The sequence below is a fragment of the Salinifilum aidingensis genome, assembly GCF_054782015.1.
The window spans coordinates 57,127-71,745 of the sequence record NZ_BAAGTH010000012.1 but is presented as its reverse complement, the minus strand read 5'-3'; the positions used below and the strand labels follow the sequence as shown (position 1 = coordinate 71,745).

Annotated in this window: 14 protein-coding genes and 1 riboswitch; of the genes, 8 read left to right on the top strand and 6 right to left on the bottom strand. The window is 70.4% G+C overall.

The features are described from left to right. Positions 1 to 33 precede the first annotated feature (33 nt). On the bottom strand, positions 34 to 1,302 hold the full coding sequence (gene thrC / locus ACYVJE_RS16625; protein ID WP_459158734.1) for a threonine synthase: 1,269 nt from the start codon (positions 1,300 to 1,302) through the stop codon (positions 34 to 36). 12 nt (positions 1,303 to 1,314) lie between these two features. Continuing rightward, positions 1,315 to 1,440, bottom strand: a riboswitch (SAM riboswitch). Between the two features lie 101 nt (positions 1,441 to 1,541). On the opposite strand from thrC, the gene holA reads away from it, so the two are divergent. Further along, a complete protein-coding gene (gene holA / locus ACYVJE_RS16620) occupies positions 1,542 to 2,525 on the top strand; it encodes a DNA polymerase III subunit delta (protein WP_459158735.1) in 984 nt (327 codons plus the stop codon). 105 nt (positions 2,526 to 2,630) lie between these two features. On the opposite strand, the gene rpsT is transcribed toward holA, so the two are convergent. Next, the gene (rpsT, locus tag ACYVJE_RS16615) at positions 2,631 to 2,891 is read right to left on the bottom strand and encodes a 30S ribosomal protein S20 (protein WP_459159930.1); all 261 of its coding nucleotides are present in this window, start codon (positions 2,889 to 2,891) and stop codon (positions 2,631 to 2,633) included. 381 nt (positions 2,892 to 3,272) lie between these two features. On the opposite strand from rpsT, the gene ACYVJE_RS16610 reads away from it, so the two are divergent. From ACYVJE_RS16610 to ACYVJE_RS16590, 5 genes are all read left to right on the top strand, one after another. Further along, positions 3,273 to 4,133, top strand: coding sequence for an EamA family transporter (locus ACYVJE_RS16610; RefSeq protein ID WP_461145177.1), 861 nt, complete (start codon positions 3,273 to 3,275; stop codon positions 4,131 to 4,133). 27 nt (positions 4,134 to 4,160) lie between these two features. Continuing rightward, positions 4,161 to 4,550 carry a VOC family protein gene (locus tag ACYVJE_RS16605; RefSeq protein WP_461145176.1) on the top strand — a complete coding sequence of 130 codons (390 nt, stop codon included), beginning with the start codon at positions 4,161 to 4,163 and terminating at the stop codon, positions 4,548 to 4,550. A gap of 272 nt (positions 4,551 to 4,822) precedes the next feature. Then, a complete protein-coding gene (gene lepA, locus ACYVJE_RS16600; RefSeq protein ID WP_461145175.1) occupies positions 4,823 to 6,685 on the top strand; it encodes a translation elongation factor 4 in 1,863 nt (620 codons plus the stop codon). 79 nt (positions 6,686 to 6,764) lie between these two features. Then, positions 6,765 to 6,962, top strand: a complete 198-nt coding sequence (locus tag ACYVJE_RS16595; RefSeq protein ID WP_461145174.1) for a hypothetical protein — start codon at positions 6,765 to 6,767, stop codon at positions 6,960 to 6,962. A gap of 13 nt (positions 6,963 to 6,975) precedes the next feature. Next, on the top strand, positions 6,976 to 7,383 hold the full coding sequence (locus ACYVJE_RS16590) for a type II toxin-antitoxin system death-on-curing family toxin (protein ID WP_461145173.1): 408 nt from the start codon (positions 6,976 to 6,978) through the stop codon (positions 7,381 to 7,383). A gap of 40 nt (positions 7,384 to 7,423) precedes the next feature. Here the strand turns inward: ACYVJE_RS16590 and ACYVJE_RS16585 are convergent, their stop codons facing one another. After that, entirely contained in the window at positions 7,424 to 8,890 is a 1,467-nt protein-coding gene (locus ACYVJE_RS16585; RefSeq protein WP_459158740.1) for a helix-turn-helix domain-containing protein, read from the bottom strand. A 117-nt stretch (positions 8,891 to 9,007) separates the two neighbouring features. On the opposite strand from ACYVJE_RS16585, the gene aceA reads away from it, so the two are divergent. Further along, positions 9,008 to 10,324: an isocitrate lyase gene (gene aceA, locus ACYVJE_RS16580; protein WP_459158741.1), complete on the top strand. Its 1,317-nt coding sequence runs from the start codon at positions 9,008 to 9,010 to the stop codon at positions 10,322 to 10,324. Positions 10,325 to 10,740: 416 nt separating this feature from the next. On the opposite strand, the gene ACYVJE_RS16575 is transcribed toward aceA, so the two are convergent. The 3 genes from ACYVJE_RS16575 to ACYVJE_RS16565 form a co-directional block, all read right to left on the bottom strand. Then, positions 10,741 to 10,968 carry a hypothetical protein gene (locus ACYVJE_RS16575; RefSeq protein WP_461145172.1) on the bottom strand — a complete coding sequence of 76 codons (228 nt, stop codon included), beginning with the start codon at positions 10,966 to 10,968 and terminating at the stop codon, positions 10,741 to 10,743. A 98-nt stretch (positions 10,969 to 11,066) separates the two neighbouring features. Then, positions 11,067 to 11,306, bottom strand: coding sequence for a hypothetical protein (locus ACYVJE_RS16570; protein WP_461145171.1), 240 nt, complete (start codon positions 11,304 to 11,306; stop codon positions 11,067 to 11,069). An 85-nt stretch (positions 11,307 to 11,391) separates the two neighbouring features. Continuing rightward, the gene (locus ACYVJE_RS16565; protein ID WP_459158748.1) at positions 11,392 to 12,438 is read right to left on the bottom strand and encodes a methyltransferase; all 1,047 of its coding nucleotides are present in this window, start codon (positions 12,436 to 12,438) and stop codon (positions 11,392 to 11,394) included. Positions 12,439 to 12,640: 202 nt separating this feature from the next. On the opposite strand from ACYVJE_RS16565, the gene ACYVJE_RS16560 reads away from it, so the two are divergent. After that, on the top strand, positions 12,641 to 14,134 hold the full coding sequence (locus tag ACYVJE_RS16560) for a CoA-acylating methylmalonate-semialdehyde dehydrogenase (RefSeq protein ID WP_461145170.1): 1,494 nt from the start codon (positions 12,641 to 12,643) through the stop codon (positions 14,132 to 14,134). Positions 14,135 to 14,619 lie beyond the last annotated feature (485 nt).

Sequence of the window (14,619 nt, the reverse complement as noted above, 5' to 3'; positions counted from 1 at the left end):
CCGGGAAGTCAGCCGGTGCTGGTCACCCGGGCGTCACAGGCCGAGGGCCTGGTCCACCGCCTCGGTGTTCGGCGCCACCGTCGCCTTCGGCCCCACGTGCTCGGTGACCGCGTCCATGGTCTTCAGCCCGTCACCGGTGATGAGCAGCACCGTCTCCTGATCCGGGTCGAGCTGGCCGCTGTCGAACATCTTCTTGGCGTTGGCGACGGTCACACCGCCCGCGGTCTCGGCGAAGATGCCCTCGGTCCGCGCGAGCAGGCGGATGCCCTCGACGACCTCCTCGTCTGTGACGTCCTCGATCGCCCCGCCGGTCTTGTGCACCGTGTCCAGCACGTACGGGCCGTCGGCCGGCGCGCCGATGGCCAGCGACCGGGCGATCGTCTCCGGCCGCTGCGGCTGCACCACGTCGGTGCCCTCCTTGAACGCGGTGGACACGGGCGAGCAGCCCGCGGCCTGCGCACCGAAGATGCGCACCGGGCTCGGCTCGACCAGGCCCACCTCGCCGAGCTCGTTGAAGCCCTTGTACACCTTCGTCAGCTGCGACCCGGAGGCGATCGGCACGACGATCTGCTCCGGCAGCCGCCAGCCCAGCTGCTCGGCGACCTCGAAGGCCAGGGTCTTCGAGCCCTCCGAGTAGTACGGCCGCACGTTGACGTTGACGAACGCCCAGTCCTCGTGCTCCCCGGCCAGCTCGGTCGCCAAGCGGTTCACGTCGTCGTAGTTGCCGTCCACGGCCAGCAGCGAGCCGTCGTAGACCGCGCTCATCATGATCTTGGCCTGTTCCAAGGTCTTCGGGACGAGCACGACCGAGTCCCAGCCCGCGCGGGAGGCCGCCGCGGCGACCGCGTTCGCGAGGTTGCCGGTGGAGGGGCAGGCGAGCACGTTGAACCCGAACTCGCGGGCGGCGGCCAGCGCGACCGCGACCACGCGGTCCTTGAACGAGTGCGTCGGGTTGCCGGTGTCGTCCTTGATCCAGATCTGCTTCACGCCCAGGGCCTTCGCCAGGTTGTCGGCGCGAAGCAGCCTCGTACAGCCGGGTTCCGTGTTCGCGATCTGATCCACGGTGGACGGGACCGGAAGGAGTTTCTTGTAGCGCCAGATCGAGCGCGGTCCGGCTTCGATCTCCTCGCGCGTGATGCGGCCGAAGTCGTAGGCGACTTCGAGCGGGGAGAAGTCCTCGAGGCTGACGAACTCCGGCGCCAGCGGCTGGCGGTGCCCCTCCTCCTTGGACACGAGCTCAGCGGCCTGTCCGAGGTCGAGGGCGGAACGCGACGGGGTCTGTGCCTGGGCGGCAGCGGTCATGGCGAGGTCCTTTCCTCATCTCTCCCGCGGGCGGGTCGGAGTTGGCACCTTTGTCGTCGGCGGCCCCGCGTCACAGGAATGCCGACACCGGTTGCCGGGGCTTCGTCGGGCCGGTCCCTCTGCCCCTCTGGATGAGCTAGCTATCCGGTTGTGGCGGACACGCTAATGGACCGTCCCGGCATCTCGCCACAGCTGTCCACGGTGCGGAAGATCACCGGGGTCGTGCGAAGATGTGCGGTATGACCTCGCCGAACACGGTCGCCGCCCCGCTGCACCTCGTGGTGGGCGAGGAGGAACTCCTGGTTGAGCGAGCGGTGCGCGCGGCGGTCGCCGCGGCGCGCGCGGCCGACCCGGAGGCGGAGCTGCGCCGGGCGAAGGTGACCGAACTCACCGCCAGCGAGCTCGACGAGATGCTCAGCCCGTCGCTGTTCGCCGACGGGCGCATCCTCGCCGTCGAGGACTGCCAGGACGCCGGCAAGGAGATCGCCGAAGCGCTGCTGACCCACGCCCGCGAACCCGCCGACGGCGTGGTGCTGGTGATCGTGCACAGCGGCGGTGGCCGCGCCAAGCACGCCAAGGACCTGCCCAACCAGCTGAAGAAGCTCGGCGCGGCGGTCACCGAGTGCCCCCGCATCACCAAACCCGCCGACCGCGAGGCGTTCGTCCGCGAGGAGGTCCGCCGCAGCGGCGGCAAGATCGACGCCGACGGGGTCCGCGCGCTCATCGAGGCCGTCGGATCCGACCTGCGCGAGCTGTCCAACGCCGCCACCCAGCTCGTGTCGGACACCGGCGGCACGGTCGACGCCGAGGCCGTGCGCCGCTACCACCAGGGGCGCGCCGAGGTGACCGGGTTCGCCGTGGCGGAGAAGGCCGTCACCGGGGACCGCGGCGGCGCGGTCGAGGCGCTGCGGTGGGCGCTGCAGCTCGGCGTGCCGCACGTGCTCATCGCCGACGCGCTCGCCGACGCGGTGCGCACGATCGGCAAGGTCGCCTCCGCCGGCAAGGGCGGCGACCCGTTCCGGCTGGCCAGCGAGCTGGGCATGCCGCCGTGGAAGGTGAAGAAGGCCCTGGCGCAGTCGCGCGGGTGGAACAGCACCGGGATCACCGACGCGCTCGGCGTGGTCGCGGCGCTCAACGCCGACGTCAAGGGCAGCGCCGCGGACGCGAACTACGCCCTGGAGCGGGCCGTGCTCGACGTCGTCGCCCTGCACGGACGGCGCTGAGCGGCGCCCGCGCAGCGCGGGAGGGCGGCGCGACACGCGAAAGGCCGCCCGCCACCGCGCGGTGCGCGGCGAGGGGCGGCCTCGGCGGTCCCGGAGGGCCGGAAGTCAGAGCTTGTTGATCTGCCGGGCCATCGAGGACTTCTTGTTGGAGGCCTGGTTCTTGTGCAGGACGCCCTTGGTGACAGCGCGGTCCAGCGCACTCCCGGCGGCGCGCTGCAGCTCGATGGCGCGGTTCTTGTCGCCGGCGGCAGCGGCCTCCCGGAACTTGCGGATGGCCGTCTTCACGTAGGACTTCACTGCCTGGTTGCGGCGGCGGTTCTGCTCGTTGGTGCGAATCCGCTTGACCTGGGACTTGATGTTGGCCACTGGTACGCCTTCCTCGTCGCTCGACTGCTCGCGCCGCGCTGTGTACGGCACCGCCCCGGCGCGCTCGCCGACACCGCGGTCGGCGGTGCGCGGAGCGGTTTTCCTCCCCTGCGGAACGCCGCACGGCGCGAGCAATCACGATACCAAGGCTGACCTGCGAGATCGGCGGGCGGGTGCGCGGCGTGCGGGTGATGCCCTGGTTCTCGCGATGGCGGCGCGGTACCGTGCGCCCCCGGGTGTGCCTAGGGTTCCGCCCGGCCGCGGGTGCCAGCGCCGGGGACCGGTCCGAGCGGTACCGACGACCGCCGTACGACGGTCGCACAGCTGAAGGGACAAAAGCCTGGAGGCATCCGTCGACGAGGTGTCGGAGGGTGCCCGCCCGTGGGTCTTGCCGCCAGCCTGCTGCTGCTCGCCGCTGCCTTCGCGCACGCGGGGTGGAACCTCTTCGCCAAGCGCGCCGGCGGCGGCGCGGCGTTCGTCTGGCTCGCCGCCGCCTGTTCCGCGGTGCTGTACCTGCCGCTCGGCCTGCTCGTGCTGTGGCGGGAAGGCGCACCCGCCGGAGAGGCGTGGGCGCTCGGCGTCGGCGTCAGCGCGGTGCTCCACCTCGGCTACTACCTGCTGCTGCAGCACGGCTACGGGGTGGCCGACATGTCCGTGGTCTACCCGCTGGCGCGCGGCACCGGACCGCTGCTGGCGGTGCTCGCCGCCGTGCTGCTGCTCGGGAAGCGACCCGGTGCGCAGGGCGTTCTCGGCGGGCTGCTCGTCGTGGCGGGCGTGTTCGTCATCGGCTTCGCCGGCGGGGCCGCGCGGTCGGGAGCCCGCGTCGGCGGTGTGGCGTTCGGCCTGCTCACCGGGGCCCTGATCGCTTCCTACACGGTGTGGGACGCGCACGCGGTGACCGGTCTGGCGCTGTCGCCGCTGCTGTTCGACTGGTCCTCCTCGGTGGTGCGCGCCGCGCTGCTCGGTCCGTACGCGGGGACGCAGCGGGCGCGGGTGCGCGCCATCTGGCGCGAGCACCGGCGCGAGGTGCTCGCGGTGGCGGTGCTCTCGCCGCTGGCCTACGTGCTGGCCCTGTTCGCGATGCGGCTGGCACCGGTGAGCCTGGTGGCACCGGGACGCGAGCTCAGCATCGTCATCGCCGGGCTGCTGGCCTGGCGCGTGCTCGGCGAGCCCCGGCCGGCCCGGCGGTTGACCGGCGCAGCGGTCGTGCTGGTCGGCGTGGTGCTGCTCGGCGTCGCATAGCGGCGGGCTGCGCGGTAGAAACGCGGCATGGAGATTCTCAGCAGCCGGATGCTCCTCCGACCGCTCGACCCGGAGCGCTCCGTCCGCTTCTACCGCGACGTGCTCGGGCTCGCGATCGCCCGCGAGTTCCCGGGCGGCACGGTGTTCTTCCTCGGGCAGGGCTACCTGGAGGTCTCCGGTCGGGGGGAGCAGCCGCCGAGCGGGGACCAGTCGCTGTGGCTGCAGGTGCGCGACCTCGAAGCCGAGATGAGCAGGTTGCGTCCGCAGGTGACCGTGCTGTCCGAGGCCGAGCGCAAGCCCTGGGGCCTGGACGAGGCGTGGATCGCCGATCCGGACGGGCTGCCGATCGTGCTCGTCGAGATCCCCGCCGACCACCCGCTGCGCGTGGACGTGCGGAACCCGCCGAGCGGAGACTGAGCGCGCGCGGTTGGCGCCAGCGTCCGCCGCGGAATCCGATTGCCGGATCGCGGCTCCGGCGGGCCCGGCGCGCTCGCCTCCGAGCGGTGGTGCCGCGGCCCGGTGGTGACCCTGGCCGCGCGCAGCGCCCTGCGAGCTCGTCTTCCCTGCTCAGCAACACTGTCGCTGTGCAGGGCCGGGGAGCTCGCGCGCTTTCCGGAGTTGGGCTCCGGAGGCGGCCCCCGGCATGGGACGATGGGGCCAACCCGGTATCGACACGCGAGGAACCACGAGTGAGCAGCTTCGCAGACACGACGTTCACGAGTCCGGAGCGCATCCGGAACTTCTGCATCATCGCGCACATCGACCACGGCAAGTCCACGCTGGCCGACCGGATGCTGCAGCTGACCGGAGTGCTGGAGGAGCGCGCCTACCGGGACCAGTACCTGGACCGGATGGACCTCGAGCGGGAGCGCGGCATCACCATCAAGGCGCAGAACGTGCGCCTGCCGTGGAGCGTGGAGGGCCGCGACCACGTGCTGCACCTGATCGACACCCCGGGGCACGTGGACTTCAGCTACGAGGTCAGCCGCTCGTTGGCCGCCTGCGAGGGCGCGATCCTGCTGGTGGACGCCTCCCAGGGCATCGAGGCGCAGACGCTGGCGAACCTGTACCTCGCGATGGAGCACGACCTCGAGATCGTGCCGGTGCTGAACAAGATCGACCTGCCGGCCGCCGAACCGGAGAAGTACGCCAACGAGCTCGCGCACATCATCGGCTGCGACCCGGGGGATGTGCTGCACGTGTCGGCCAAGACCGGCGACGGCGTGGACTCGGTGCTCGACGCGGTGGTCGGCCGGATGCCGGCGCCGGAGGGCGAGGTCGACGCGCCGCCGCGGGCGATGATCTTCGACTCGGTCTACGACACCTACCGCGGCGTGGTGACCTACATCCGCGTCGTCGACGGCAAGATCACGCCGCGGCAGCGCATCCGCATGATGTACACCGGCGCGAACCACGAGCTGCTGGAGGTCGGCATCATCTCGCCGGACCCGAAGGCCAGCGAGGGCCTCGGGGTCGGCGAGGTCGGCTACCTGATCACCGGGGTGAAGGACGTCCGCCAGTCCAAGGTCGGCGACACCGTCACCGCGGTGAAGGACGGGGCCGCGGAACCGCTGCCCGGTTACCGCGAACCGCAGCCGATGGTCTACTCGGGGCTGTACCCGATCGACGGTTCGGACTACCCGCTGCTGCGCGAGGCGCTGGACAAGCTGCTGCTCAACGACGCGGCCCTGACGTACGAGCCGGAGACCTCGGGCGCGCTGGGCTTCGGCTTCCGCTGCGGGTTCCTCGGCCTGCTGCACCTGGAGATCACGCGGGCGCGCCTGGAGCGGGAGTTCAACCTCAACCTGATCTCCACCGCGCCGAACGTGGTCTACGAGGTGACCTGCGAGGACGGCGCCGAGGCCGAGGTCACCAACCCCTCGGACTGGCCGGGCGGCAAGCCGCAGGAGGTGCGCGAACCGATCGCCAAGTGCACGATCATCGTGCCCTCGGAGTACGTCGGTGCGGTGATGGAGCTGTGCCAGGGGCGGCGCGGCACGATGAACGGGATGGACTACCTGTCCGAGACCCGGGTGGAGCTGCGCTACACGATGCCGCTGGGCGAGATCGTGTTCGACTTCTTCGACCAGCTCAAGTCGCGCACCCGCGGCTACGCCTCGATGGACTACGAGGAGGCGGGGATGCAGGCCGCGGACCTGGTGAAGGTGGACATCCTGCTGCAGGGCGAGATGGTCGACGCGTTCAGCGCGATCGTGCACAAGGACTTCGCCTACTCCTACGGCACGAAGATGACGAACAAGCTGCGGGAGCTCATCCCGCGGCAGCAGTTCGAGGTGCCGATCCAGGCGGCCGTGGGCTCGCGCATCATCGCGCGCGAAACGATCCGCGCGCTGCGCAAGGACGTGCTTTCCAAGTGCTACGGCGGCGACATCAGCCGGAAGCGCAAGCTGCTGGAGAAGCAGAAGGAAGGCAAGAAGAAGATGAAGAACATCGGCCGCGTCGAGGTGCCGCAGGAGGCGTTCGTGGCCGCGCTGTCCACCGACGGCGGTGACGGCGGCAAGGAGGAGAAGGACAAGAAGGGCAAGAAGTAGGCCGTCGCCGGCTGCGTCGAATCGTTTTTGCAGCGCACGACAGGTACCGAATGTGGTACCTTGCAGATAGGCTGGATGCATGCCAGCGATTAACGTGACCTTCGATGACGATCAGATGGAGCAGCTGCGCTGCGCCGCCGCAGCGGAGGGCAAGAGTGTGAAGGCGATGGCCAACGAAGCCGTGCTCGCCGAGCTGCACCGCCGCAAGGTCGCCGCCTCCGCCGCGCGTGTCGGCCGCATCTCGTCCGACCTGAACGAGCGCCTGGCCCAGCGGTGATCCTGGATCAGGGATGACAGAGCATCTCGACGTCGCCGACGTCCTCGAGGTCACCCGAGTTGTGTTGGGTGCGCCACCGCAGGTCCGCGACTACGGGCTCTTGGAGAGTGCGGTAGCGCGGCCGCAGGCGTCGCTGTTCGGCGCCGATGCCTACACCGGTGTGCACGTCAAAGCTGCAGCGTTGCTGCACTCGCTGGCCTGCAATTACGCCCTGGTGGACGGGAACAAACGCGCCGCGTGGAACTGCTCGCTGGTCTTCCTCGAGCTCAACGGCCATCCCCTCATCGACCCGCTCAAGAGCGAGGACGTCGAGGTGGCCGAGGAGATGGTCTGCGCGGCCGCGCAGAACCAGATCGGCCTGGAACACATCGCCGCGGTGCTGGGCAAGCTCACCGCGCACGCCGAGTCGGGTGGTGGCTGACGGGCCGGGGAAGCCGGCCCGCTCAACTCGTTCGGACGCCTCAGTACTGGTGCGACTCGACGAAGGCGTAGACGTCGGCCTCGTCCACGCCGGGGAAGGTGTCCGAGGGCAGTGCGGTGAGCACGTGCGAGTGCGCCCGCGCCGAGGGCCAGACCATGCCCTCCCACCGGTTGGCGAGTTCCGCCGGCGGGCGCTGGCAGCACTCGCCGTTGGGGCAGCCGGACTTCTCGTGGTTGGTGGTGTCCCGGCCGCGGAACCAGCGCGACTCCGCGTACGGCACGCCGAGGGTGATCGCGAAGTCCCGCCCCCGGCTGGGGTCGACGTGCGCGACGCACCAGTGCGTCGCGCCCGGTTTGTCGGTGTACTGGTAGTACGTCGAGTACCGGTCGGGCGCGTTGAACACCTGCCGGCCGGCCCAGTGGCGGCACATGCGCTGGCCCTCGATCGCGCCGGTGGGGTCGGAGGGGAAGACCAGGCCGTCGTTCTCGTAGGCCTTGTAGATGATGCCGGTCTCGTCGTTGCGGACGAAGTGGCAGCGCAGGTCCAGGTACTGGGTGGCGAGGTTGGTGAACCGGTGCGCGGCCATCTCGTAGGACACGGAGAACACGTCGCGCAGGTCCTCGACGGCGAGGTCGCGGTCGGCCTTGGCCTGGCGCAGGAAGGGCACGGCGGTCTGCTCCGGCACGAGCACGGCTGCGGCGAAGTAGTTGGCCTCGACGCGCTGGCGCAGGAAGTCGGCGAAGTCGCGCGGTTGCTTGTGGCCGAGCGTGAGGTGGCCGAGCGTCTGCAGCAGGATCGTGCGGGGGCTGTGCATGCCCAGGGATTCGCGGCGCAGGAAGATGCGGTTGTGCTTGAGGTCGGTGACCGAGCGCACCGATCGGGGGAGGTCGGTGACGAACCGCAGCCCGTAGCCGGTGTTCGCGGCGATGGACTGGATGAGCCCCTCGGACAGCGCGCCGCCGTGGTAGCCGACGCCGTCGAGCAGTTCCGCGGCCTGCTTCTCGATCCCGGCGAAGTAGTTGCCGTGCTCGCGCATCATGGCGCGCAGCTCGGCGTTGGCCTTGCGGGCCTCCTCCGGGGTGGCGACCTGCTTGGTCTCCCGCCGCTTGAGCTCCTCGTACAGCGCGAGCACGTGTTCGAGCGCTTCGGTGGGCACGCGTTTGCTCACCTTCAGCGGCGGCACGCTCAGCTGCTGGTACAGCGGGTCCTGCTGGGCCTTCTCCACCGCGATCTCCAGCTCGGCCCGGCGGTTGGGGGCCTTGTTGGACAGCAGTTCGTCGGTGGTGGTGCCGAGCGCGTCGGCCAGCGCGCGCAGCAGCGACAGCTTGGGTTCGCGGTGGCCGTTCTCGAGCAGGGACAGCTGCGAGGGCGCCCGCCCCACCTTGTCGCCGAGGTCGGACAGGGTGAGCCCGGCCGCTCGGCGCAAGTGCCGCAACCGCTGACCGAACACCAGGAGGTCGTGCTCGGTTGAAAAATTCCCGTGTTCTTCCGAGGCGAATGCCGACATGGCGTTGACCCTAGCAGAAAATCAGCCAAATTTTCTAGGGAAATCTCCTCGTCTTTTCGCTCGCGAGCACCAAGACTGGGTGTCACCAGGCAGCGACCGATCCGGAAGGTGAAACGGATGAACGAGGAAGGGATCCGCGCCCAGGCCAAGCGTGCGGCCGAGCAGCTCCAGCACGAGTGGGACACCGACCCCCGCTGGGAGGGGATCGAGCGCACCTACTCCGCGGAGGACGTCGTCCGGCTGCGCGGTTCGGTGACCGAGGAGCACACCCTCGCTCGTCACGGCGCCGAGCGCCTGTGGAAGCAGCTCCACGAGCACGACTACATCAACGCTCTCGGCGCGCTGACCGGCAACCAGGCGGTGCAGCAGGTCCGCGCGGGCCTGAAGGCCATCTACCTGTCCGGCTGGCAGGTCGCCGCGGACGCGAACCTCGCCGGCGAGACCTACCCGGACCAGAGCCTGTACCCGGCGAACTCGGTCCCGCAGGTCGTGCGGCGCATCAACAACGCCCTGCTGCGCCAGGACCAGGTCAACTACTCCGAGGCGCTGGACCCGGACACCAGCGACAACGGCGAGCAGGTCGACTGGATGGCGCCGATCGTGGCCGACGCCGAGGCCGGCTTCGGCGGCGTGCTCAACGCCTACGAGCTGATGAAGGGCATGATCTCCGCGGGCGCGGCCGGTGTGCACTGGGAGGACCAGCTGGCCTCCGAGAAGAAGTGCGGCCACCTCGGCGGCAAGGTGCTCATCCCCACCAGCCAGCACGTCAAGACGCTGAACGCGGCCCGGCTGGCCGCCGACGTCGCCGACGTGCCCAGCCTGGTCATCGCCCGGACCGACGCCCAGGCCGCCACGCTGCTCACCAACGACGTCGACGAGCGCGACACCCAGTACCTGACCGGTGAGCGCACCTCGGAGGGCTTCTACAAGGTGCGCAACGGCATCGAGCCGTGCATCACCCGGGCGCTGGCCTTCGCGCCGCACGCCGACCTGATCTGGATGGAGACCTCCACACCGGACCTCGACGAGGCGCGCCGGTTCGCCGAGGCGGTCAAGCAGCAGTACCCGGACCAGATGCTGGCCTACAACTGCTCGCCGTCGTTCAACTGGAAGCGCAACCTGGACGACGCGACCATCGCGAAGTTCCAGAACGAGCTCGGCCAGATGGGCTACAAGTTCCAGTTCATCACGCTGGCGGGCTTCCACGCGCTGAACTACAGCATGTTCGACCTGGCCAAGGGCTACGCCAACGACGGCATGGTCTCCTACGTCGACCTGCAGCAGCGGGAGTTCGCGGCCGAGGCCGAGGGCTACACCGCGACCCGGCACCAGCGGGAGGCCGGCACCGGCTACTTCGACCTGATCAGCACCGCCGTGAGCCCGGACGCGTCCACCACGGCGCTGGCCGAGTCCACCGAGTCGGCCCAGTTCTGATCCCGGTTTTCGGCACCGGTCCGCCAGGACGCTGCGGGGCGCCGAGGTGGACCGGTGCGCGAATCCCGCCTCCGGCCGTACCCGGCTCGGTCGGGGGAGGGGGTCCGGTGCGCCGTGGGAACGCACCGGAGTGAACGCACCAGCAAAGTAACCCTGTGGCGGGGTGTCGACAGCGGTGGTGCGCAGGCGGGCGGGAATCCTGGCGTCGGATTCCCGCCCGCCTCTTCACGTCTCGGGGGCGGTGCGGGGCTGGTCACCGATCGACATCGCGACCGCCGGTGCCCGCGGAACCGCCGGTCGACGCGCGCAGAGCCGCGGCGAACTCTCGAGCGCGCGGCCCAACTGCGGGGCGTCCGGGGTGTCCAGTGTTGCAACCCCTGTGTTCTCGGATGCCACCTCGTCAGGAGCTCGCTGGTTCACCGCTCACCGGTGCGGTCCGCCGGATGCGGTGGCGGGCCGACGACCTGCCCTGACAGACCGTACTGCTGAAGCATCGCGGGCCGCGGAGGCAGCAGTTTGCGGGCGACTCGGTAGTTCCCGGATGCCAGCAGAAAGAGAGCGCACAACCCCTGCAGCAGCTTTCCGAACAGCAGGTCGCCGTCCAGGAAGAGGACGATGAGGCCGATGATCGGAGCTGTGGCCAAGGACGGAACCGCACCCGCTGTGCAGGAGCTCTTGATCTTCCGCTCGAGCGGAGGGGATACCAGCATGAAACTGAGGTGGGGAAACGGTCCTGTGCTCATCAGCTGACCTGAACCCCAGCGGTCTCGACGGTGGCGGCAACGACGGCGATGACGCATGCGCCGGGAGCCAGCAGGAACGCCGTCCAGGTGCTCTCGATCGCGTCCCCCAGCTTGGCCAGTGGATTCTTCAGCTGTGCGGCCAGGCCTTTGCTGAAGTCTGCAGCGCTTTCGGTTGCGGAGCCGTCGCTCTGGAGCTTTTCCCGGCGCTCCTCGTTGAATCTCCAGCGACCCTCAGTCATTTCGGCAAAGCTTAACAGGAGAGTGGTGCTGCGCGGGTCAGCCGCGCGCCCCGCGATCATCGGTGCCCGCCAGGAGCCACCTGCCTCAGTCGGGCTGCTCGCGCGGCAGGCACTCGATGAGCGCGTAGCCGTTGTCCAGCGTGGTGACCCCGACCAGGTCGAGCCCCGCGGCGTCGGCGAGGCCGCGCACGGCCGCGAGGTCCCGCATCCGCCCGCCCACGTAGACCATCATGCGCAGGTCGAGCTCGGTGAACACGTCCATCGTGGTCGCGTCGGCCGCGCTCGGGTGCTCGGCGATGTCGTGCTCGGGCAGCACCTCCACGACGAACACGCGGCCGCCCTCCTCGGCGGCCGCGGCGCAGTTGCGCAGGAGCCGGGTCGCCTCCGCGTCGTCCCAGTCGCCCAGCACGTCGCACAGCAGCAGGGCGTGCGCCGTGCGGGGCAGCGGTTCGAGGAAGTCGGCGGTGACGATCTCCACCCGCCCGGCCACGTCGCGCTGCCGCAGGTAGTCCGCCGCGTTGCCGCTCGGTCCGGGCAGCTCCACCAGGACCCCGGACACGTCCGGGTGCTCGGCGAGGATCTCGGCCAGCAGCAGGCCCTTGCCGCCGCCGATGTCGGCGATGCTGCTGAACGCGTCCCACGAGCGGGCCTGCGCCACCAGCGGCGCCAGCCCGTGCGTCTTGCTCTCCATGAGGGCGTCGAAGGAGTCCGACAGCTGCTCGTCGTCGGCGAGCTCCTGCCAGAACCCGCGCCCGAACACCGCCGTGTAGGCCGTTTCCTGCCCGCGCACGTGGGTGAGCAGCTCGACGAAGGCGAGGTCCGCGCGTCCCACGGCGCCGTCCATGTCCAGCCACGCGCGCTGGCTGCCCGGCCGGTCGCTGCGCAGCGCGTGCGAGGTCTCGTTCGGGCCGAAGACGTCCGGCTCCGGTTCGGTGAACATCCCGTGGTGCACGAGGTAGCGGAGCACGCGCCCCAGCGGGTCGGGCAGCGCGCGGCACTGCCGCGCGATCGACTCCAGCGGCACCGGGCCGTCCCGCACGACGTCCGGGACACCGAGCGTCGCGATCGTGCGGATGGCGAACGGCGTGATGATGTCGGCCATCGCCCGGATGTCCTGCGGATCGCGTGCCATGCGGGCAGGGTAAGCGTGCTGCGGGCGATCAGCGCGGGCGTGCGTGCGGACGAGTGCGCACGCACGAGGCGGGGTGGCCCGACCGGGTGCTGCTCGTTCCGGGCGAGTTCGGTGCGCGCTCTTGCGTTCGCGCCTCCCGCCAGAAATATTGGAAGACCGATGGTTTGAAGTTTGAGTAATCGCGTGGGATCGGTGGTGGCGCATGAGCCGTGAACTGGAGCACTTCATCGGCGGCAAGCGGGTCGCGGGGCGGTCCGGATCCGCGGGCGAGGTGTTCGACCCGAACACCGGAGCCGTGCAGGCCCGCGTCCCGTTCGCGACGGCGGACGAGGTGCGCTCCGCCGTGCGCGACGCGGCCGCGGCGCAGCAGGAGTGGGCGAAGTACAACCCGCAGCAGCGCGCCCGCGTGCTGATGCGCTTCCTCCGGCTCGTCGAGGAGGAGAAGGACGAACTGGCCCGGCTGCTCTCCTCCGAGCACGGCAAGACCGTCCCCGACGCCCACGGCGACATCCAGCGCGGCCTCGAGGTCGTCGAGTTCGCCACCGGCATCCCGCACCTGCTCAAGGGCGAGTACAGCGACGGCGTCGGCACCGGCATCGACGTCTACTCGATGCGGCAGCCGCTCGGCGTCGTCGCCGGCATCACCCCGTTCAACTTCCCCGCGATGATCCCGTTGTGGAAGATGGGGCCCGCCATCGCCTGCGGCAACTCCTTCGTCCTCAAGCCCTCCGAGCGCGACCCCTCCGTGCCGCTGCGGCTGGCCGAGCTCCTCGTCGAAGCCGGCCTGCCACCGGGGGTGTGCAACGTCGTGCACGGCGACGCCACCGCCGTCGACGCGCTGCTCACCGACGACACCGTCGAAGCCGTCGGCTTCGTCGGATCCACGCCGATCGCCCAGCACGTCTACGCGACCGCCGCCGCCCACGGCAAGCGCGCCCAGTGCTTCGGCGGGGCGAAGAACCACCTCGTCGTCATGCCCGACGCCGACATGGACCAGGCCGTCGACGCCCTCGTCGGCGCCGGCTACGGCTCCGCGGGGGAGCGCTGCATGGCCGTGTCCGTGGCCGTCCCCGTCGGGGAGCGCACCGCCGACACCCTCGTCGAACGCCTCGCCGAACGCGTCCGCGACCTGCGGGTCGGCACCAGCTTCGACGAGAGCGCCGACTTCGGCCCGCTGATCACCCCGCAGGCGCGCGACCGCGTCACCGACCTCATCGGCGTCGGCGAGCGGGAGGGCGCCGAACTCCTCGTCGACGGGCGCGGGCAGACGGTGGCCGGCCACGAGAGCGGCTTCTTCCTCGGCCCGACCCTGTTCGACCGCGTCACCCCGGAGATGCGGATCTACCGCGAGGAGATCTTCGGCCCCGTGCTCTCGGTCGTCCGCGCCCGCGACTACGCCGAGGCGGCCCGCCTGCCCAGCGAGAACGAGTACGGCAACGGCGTGGCGATCTTCACCCGCGACGGCGATGCCGCACGCGACTTCACCACCCGCGTCGACACCGGCATGGTCGGCGTCAACGTCCCCATCCCGGTGCCCATCGCCTACCACGGCTTCGGCGGCTGGAAGCGCTCCGGCTTCGGCGACCTCAACCAGCACGGTACCGACTCCGTCCGCTTCTACACGCAGACCAAGACCGTCACCCAGCGGTGGCCGTCGGGGGTCAAGGACGGGGCCAGCTTCACCATACCGACGTAGTGATGGGCGGTGGGCCGTGTTGCGGAGCTGGTCCGGTAGCAGAACCTCCCGCACGGCTCATGCTCCGGGGTGCTCGACATCGGGTAGCCACCTACACAACGTCGAGCCTTCCTCGCATGAGCCGCACGGGAGAACCCGCGGTGGGTGCGGTTGCGAGGCATCAGGAGCTGCACCTGAATCCAGGCCCCGGTTGCGTTGTGGTGCGTCGGGCCGGGTGGTTGGGAGCTCCGCACCGAGCGGTGACCCGCGCAGTTCGCACTGCTCGCGTTCGGCCTTCGGCTTGTTCGCCCGAACAGCCCGACCGCTCCGAACTCATGACCGGCTGGAGCGGACGTTCGGTTCTGCACCGCTCGGGTGCAGACCCTCGAGGAACCCCTGAGAGCCGCTGGCAACTCCAGCACCCCGCACCGCGGCGGTGATCCGCCGGATGCGGGTGGCCGGGCCGTCCGGCCCGGCCGGAGCCGATGCGGACCGCACCCGGAGCC

Coding starts and splice junctions, on each gene's coding strand:
- ACYVJE_RS16585 (WP_459158740.1), bottom strand. CDS start 8,890: ATGTCGGCATTCGCCTCGGAAGAACACGGGAATTTTTCAACCGAGCAC.
- ACYVJE_RS16560 (WP_461145170.1), top strand. CDS start 12,641: ATGAGCCGTGAACTGGAGCACTTCATCGGCGGCAAGCGGGTCGCGGGG.
- thrC (WP_459158734.1), bottom strand. CDS start 1,302: ATGACCGCTGCCGCCCAGGCACAGACCCCGTCGCGTTCCGCCCTCGAC.
- ACYVJE_RS16565 (WP_459158748.1), bottom strand. CDS start 12,438: ATGGCACGCGATCCGCAGGACATCCGGGCGATGGCCGACATCATCACG.
- ACYVJE_RS16605 (WP_461145176.1), top strand. CDS start 4,161: ATGGAGATTCTCAGCAGCCGGATGCTCCTCCGACCGCTCGACCCGGAG.
- ACYVJE_RS16570 (WP_461145171.1), bottom strand. CDS start 11,306: ATGACTGAGGGTCGCTGGAGATTCAACGAGGAGCGCCGGGAAAAGCTC.
- holA (WP_459158735.1), top strand. CDS start 1,542: ATGACCTCGCCGAACACGGTCGCCGCCCCGCTGCACCTCGTGGTGGGC.
- aceA (WP_459158741.1), top strand. CDS start 9,008: ATGAACGAGGAAGGGATCCGCGCCCAGGCCAAGCGTGCGGCCGAGCAG.
- ACYVJE_RS16595 (WP_461145174.1), top strand. CDS start 6,765: ATGCCAGCGATTAACGTGACCTTCGATGACGATCAGATGGAGCAGCTG.
- ACYVJE_RS16590 (WP_461145173.1), top strand. CDS start 6,976: ATGACAGAGCATCTCGACGTCGCCGACGTCCTCGAGGTCACCCGAGTT.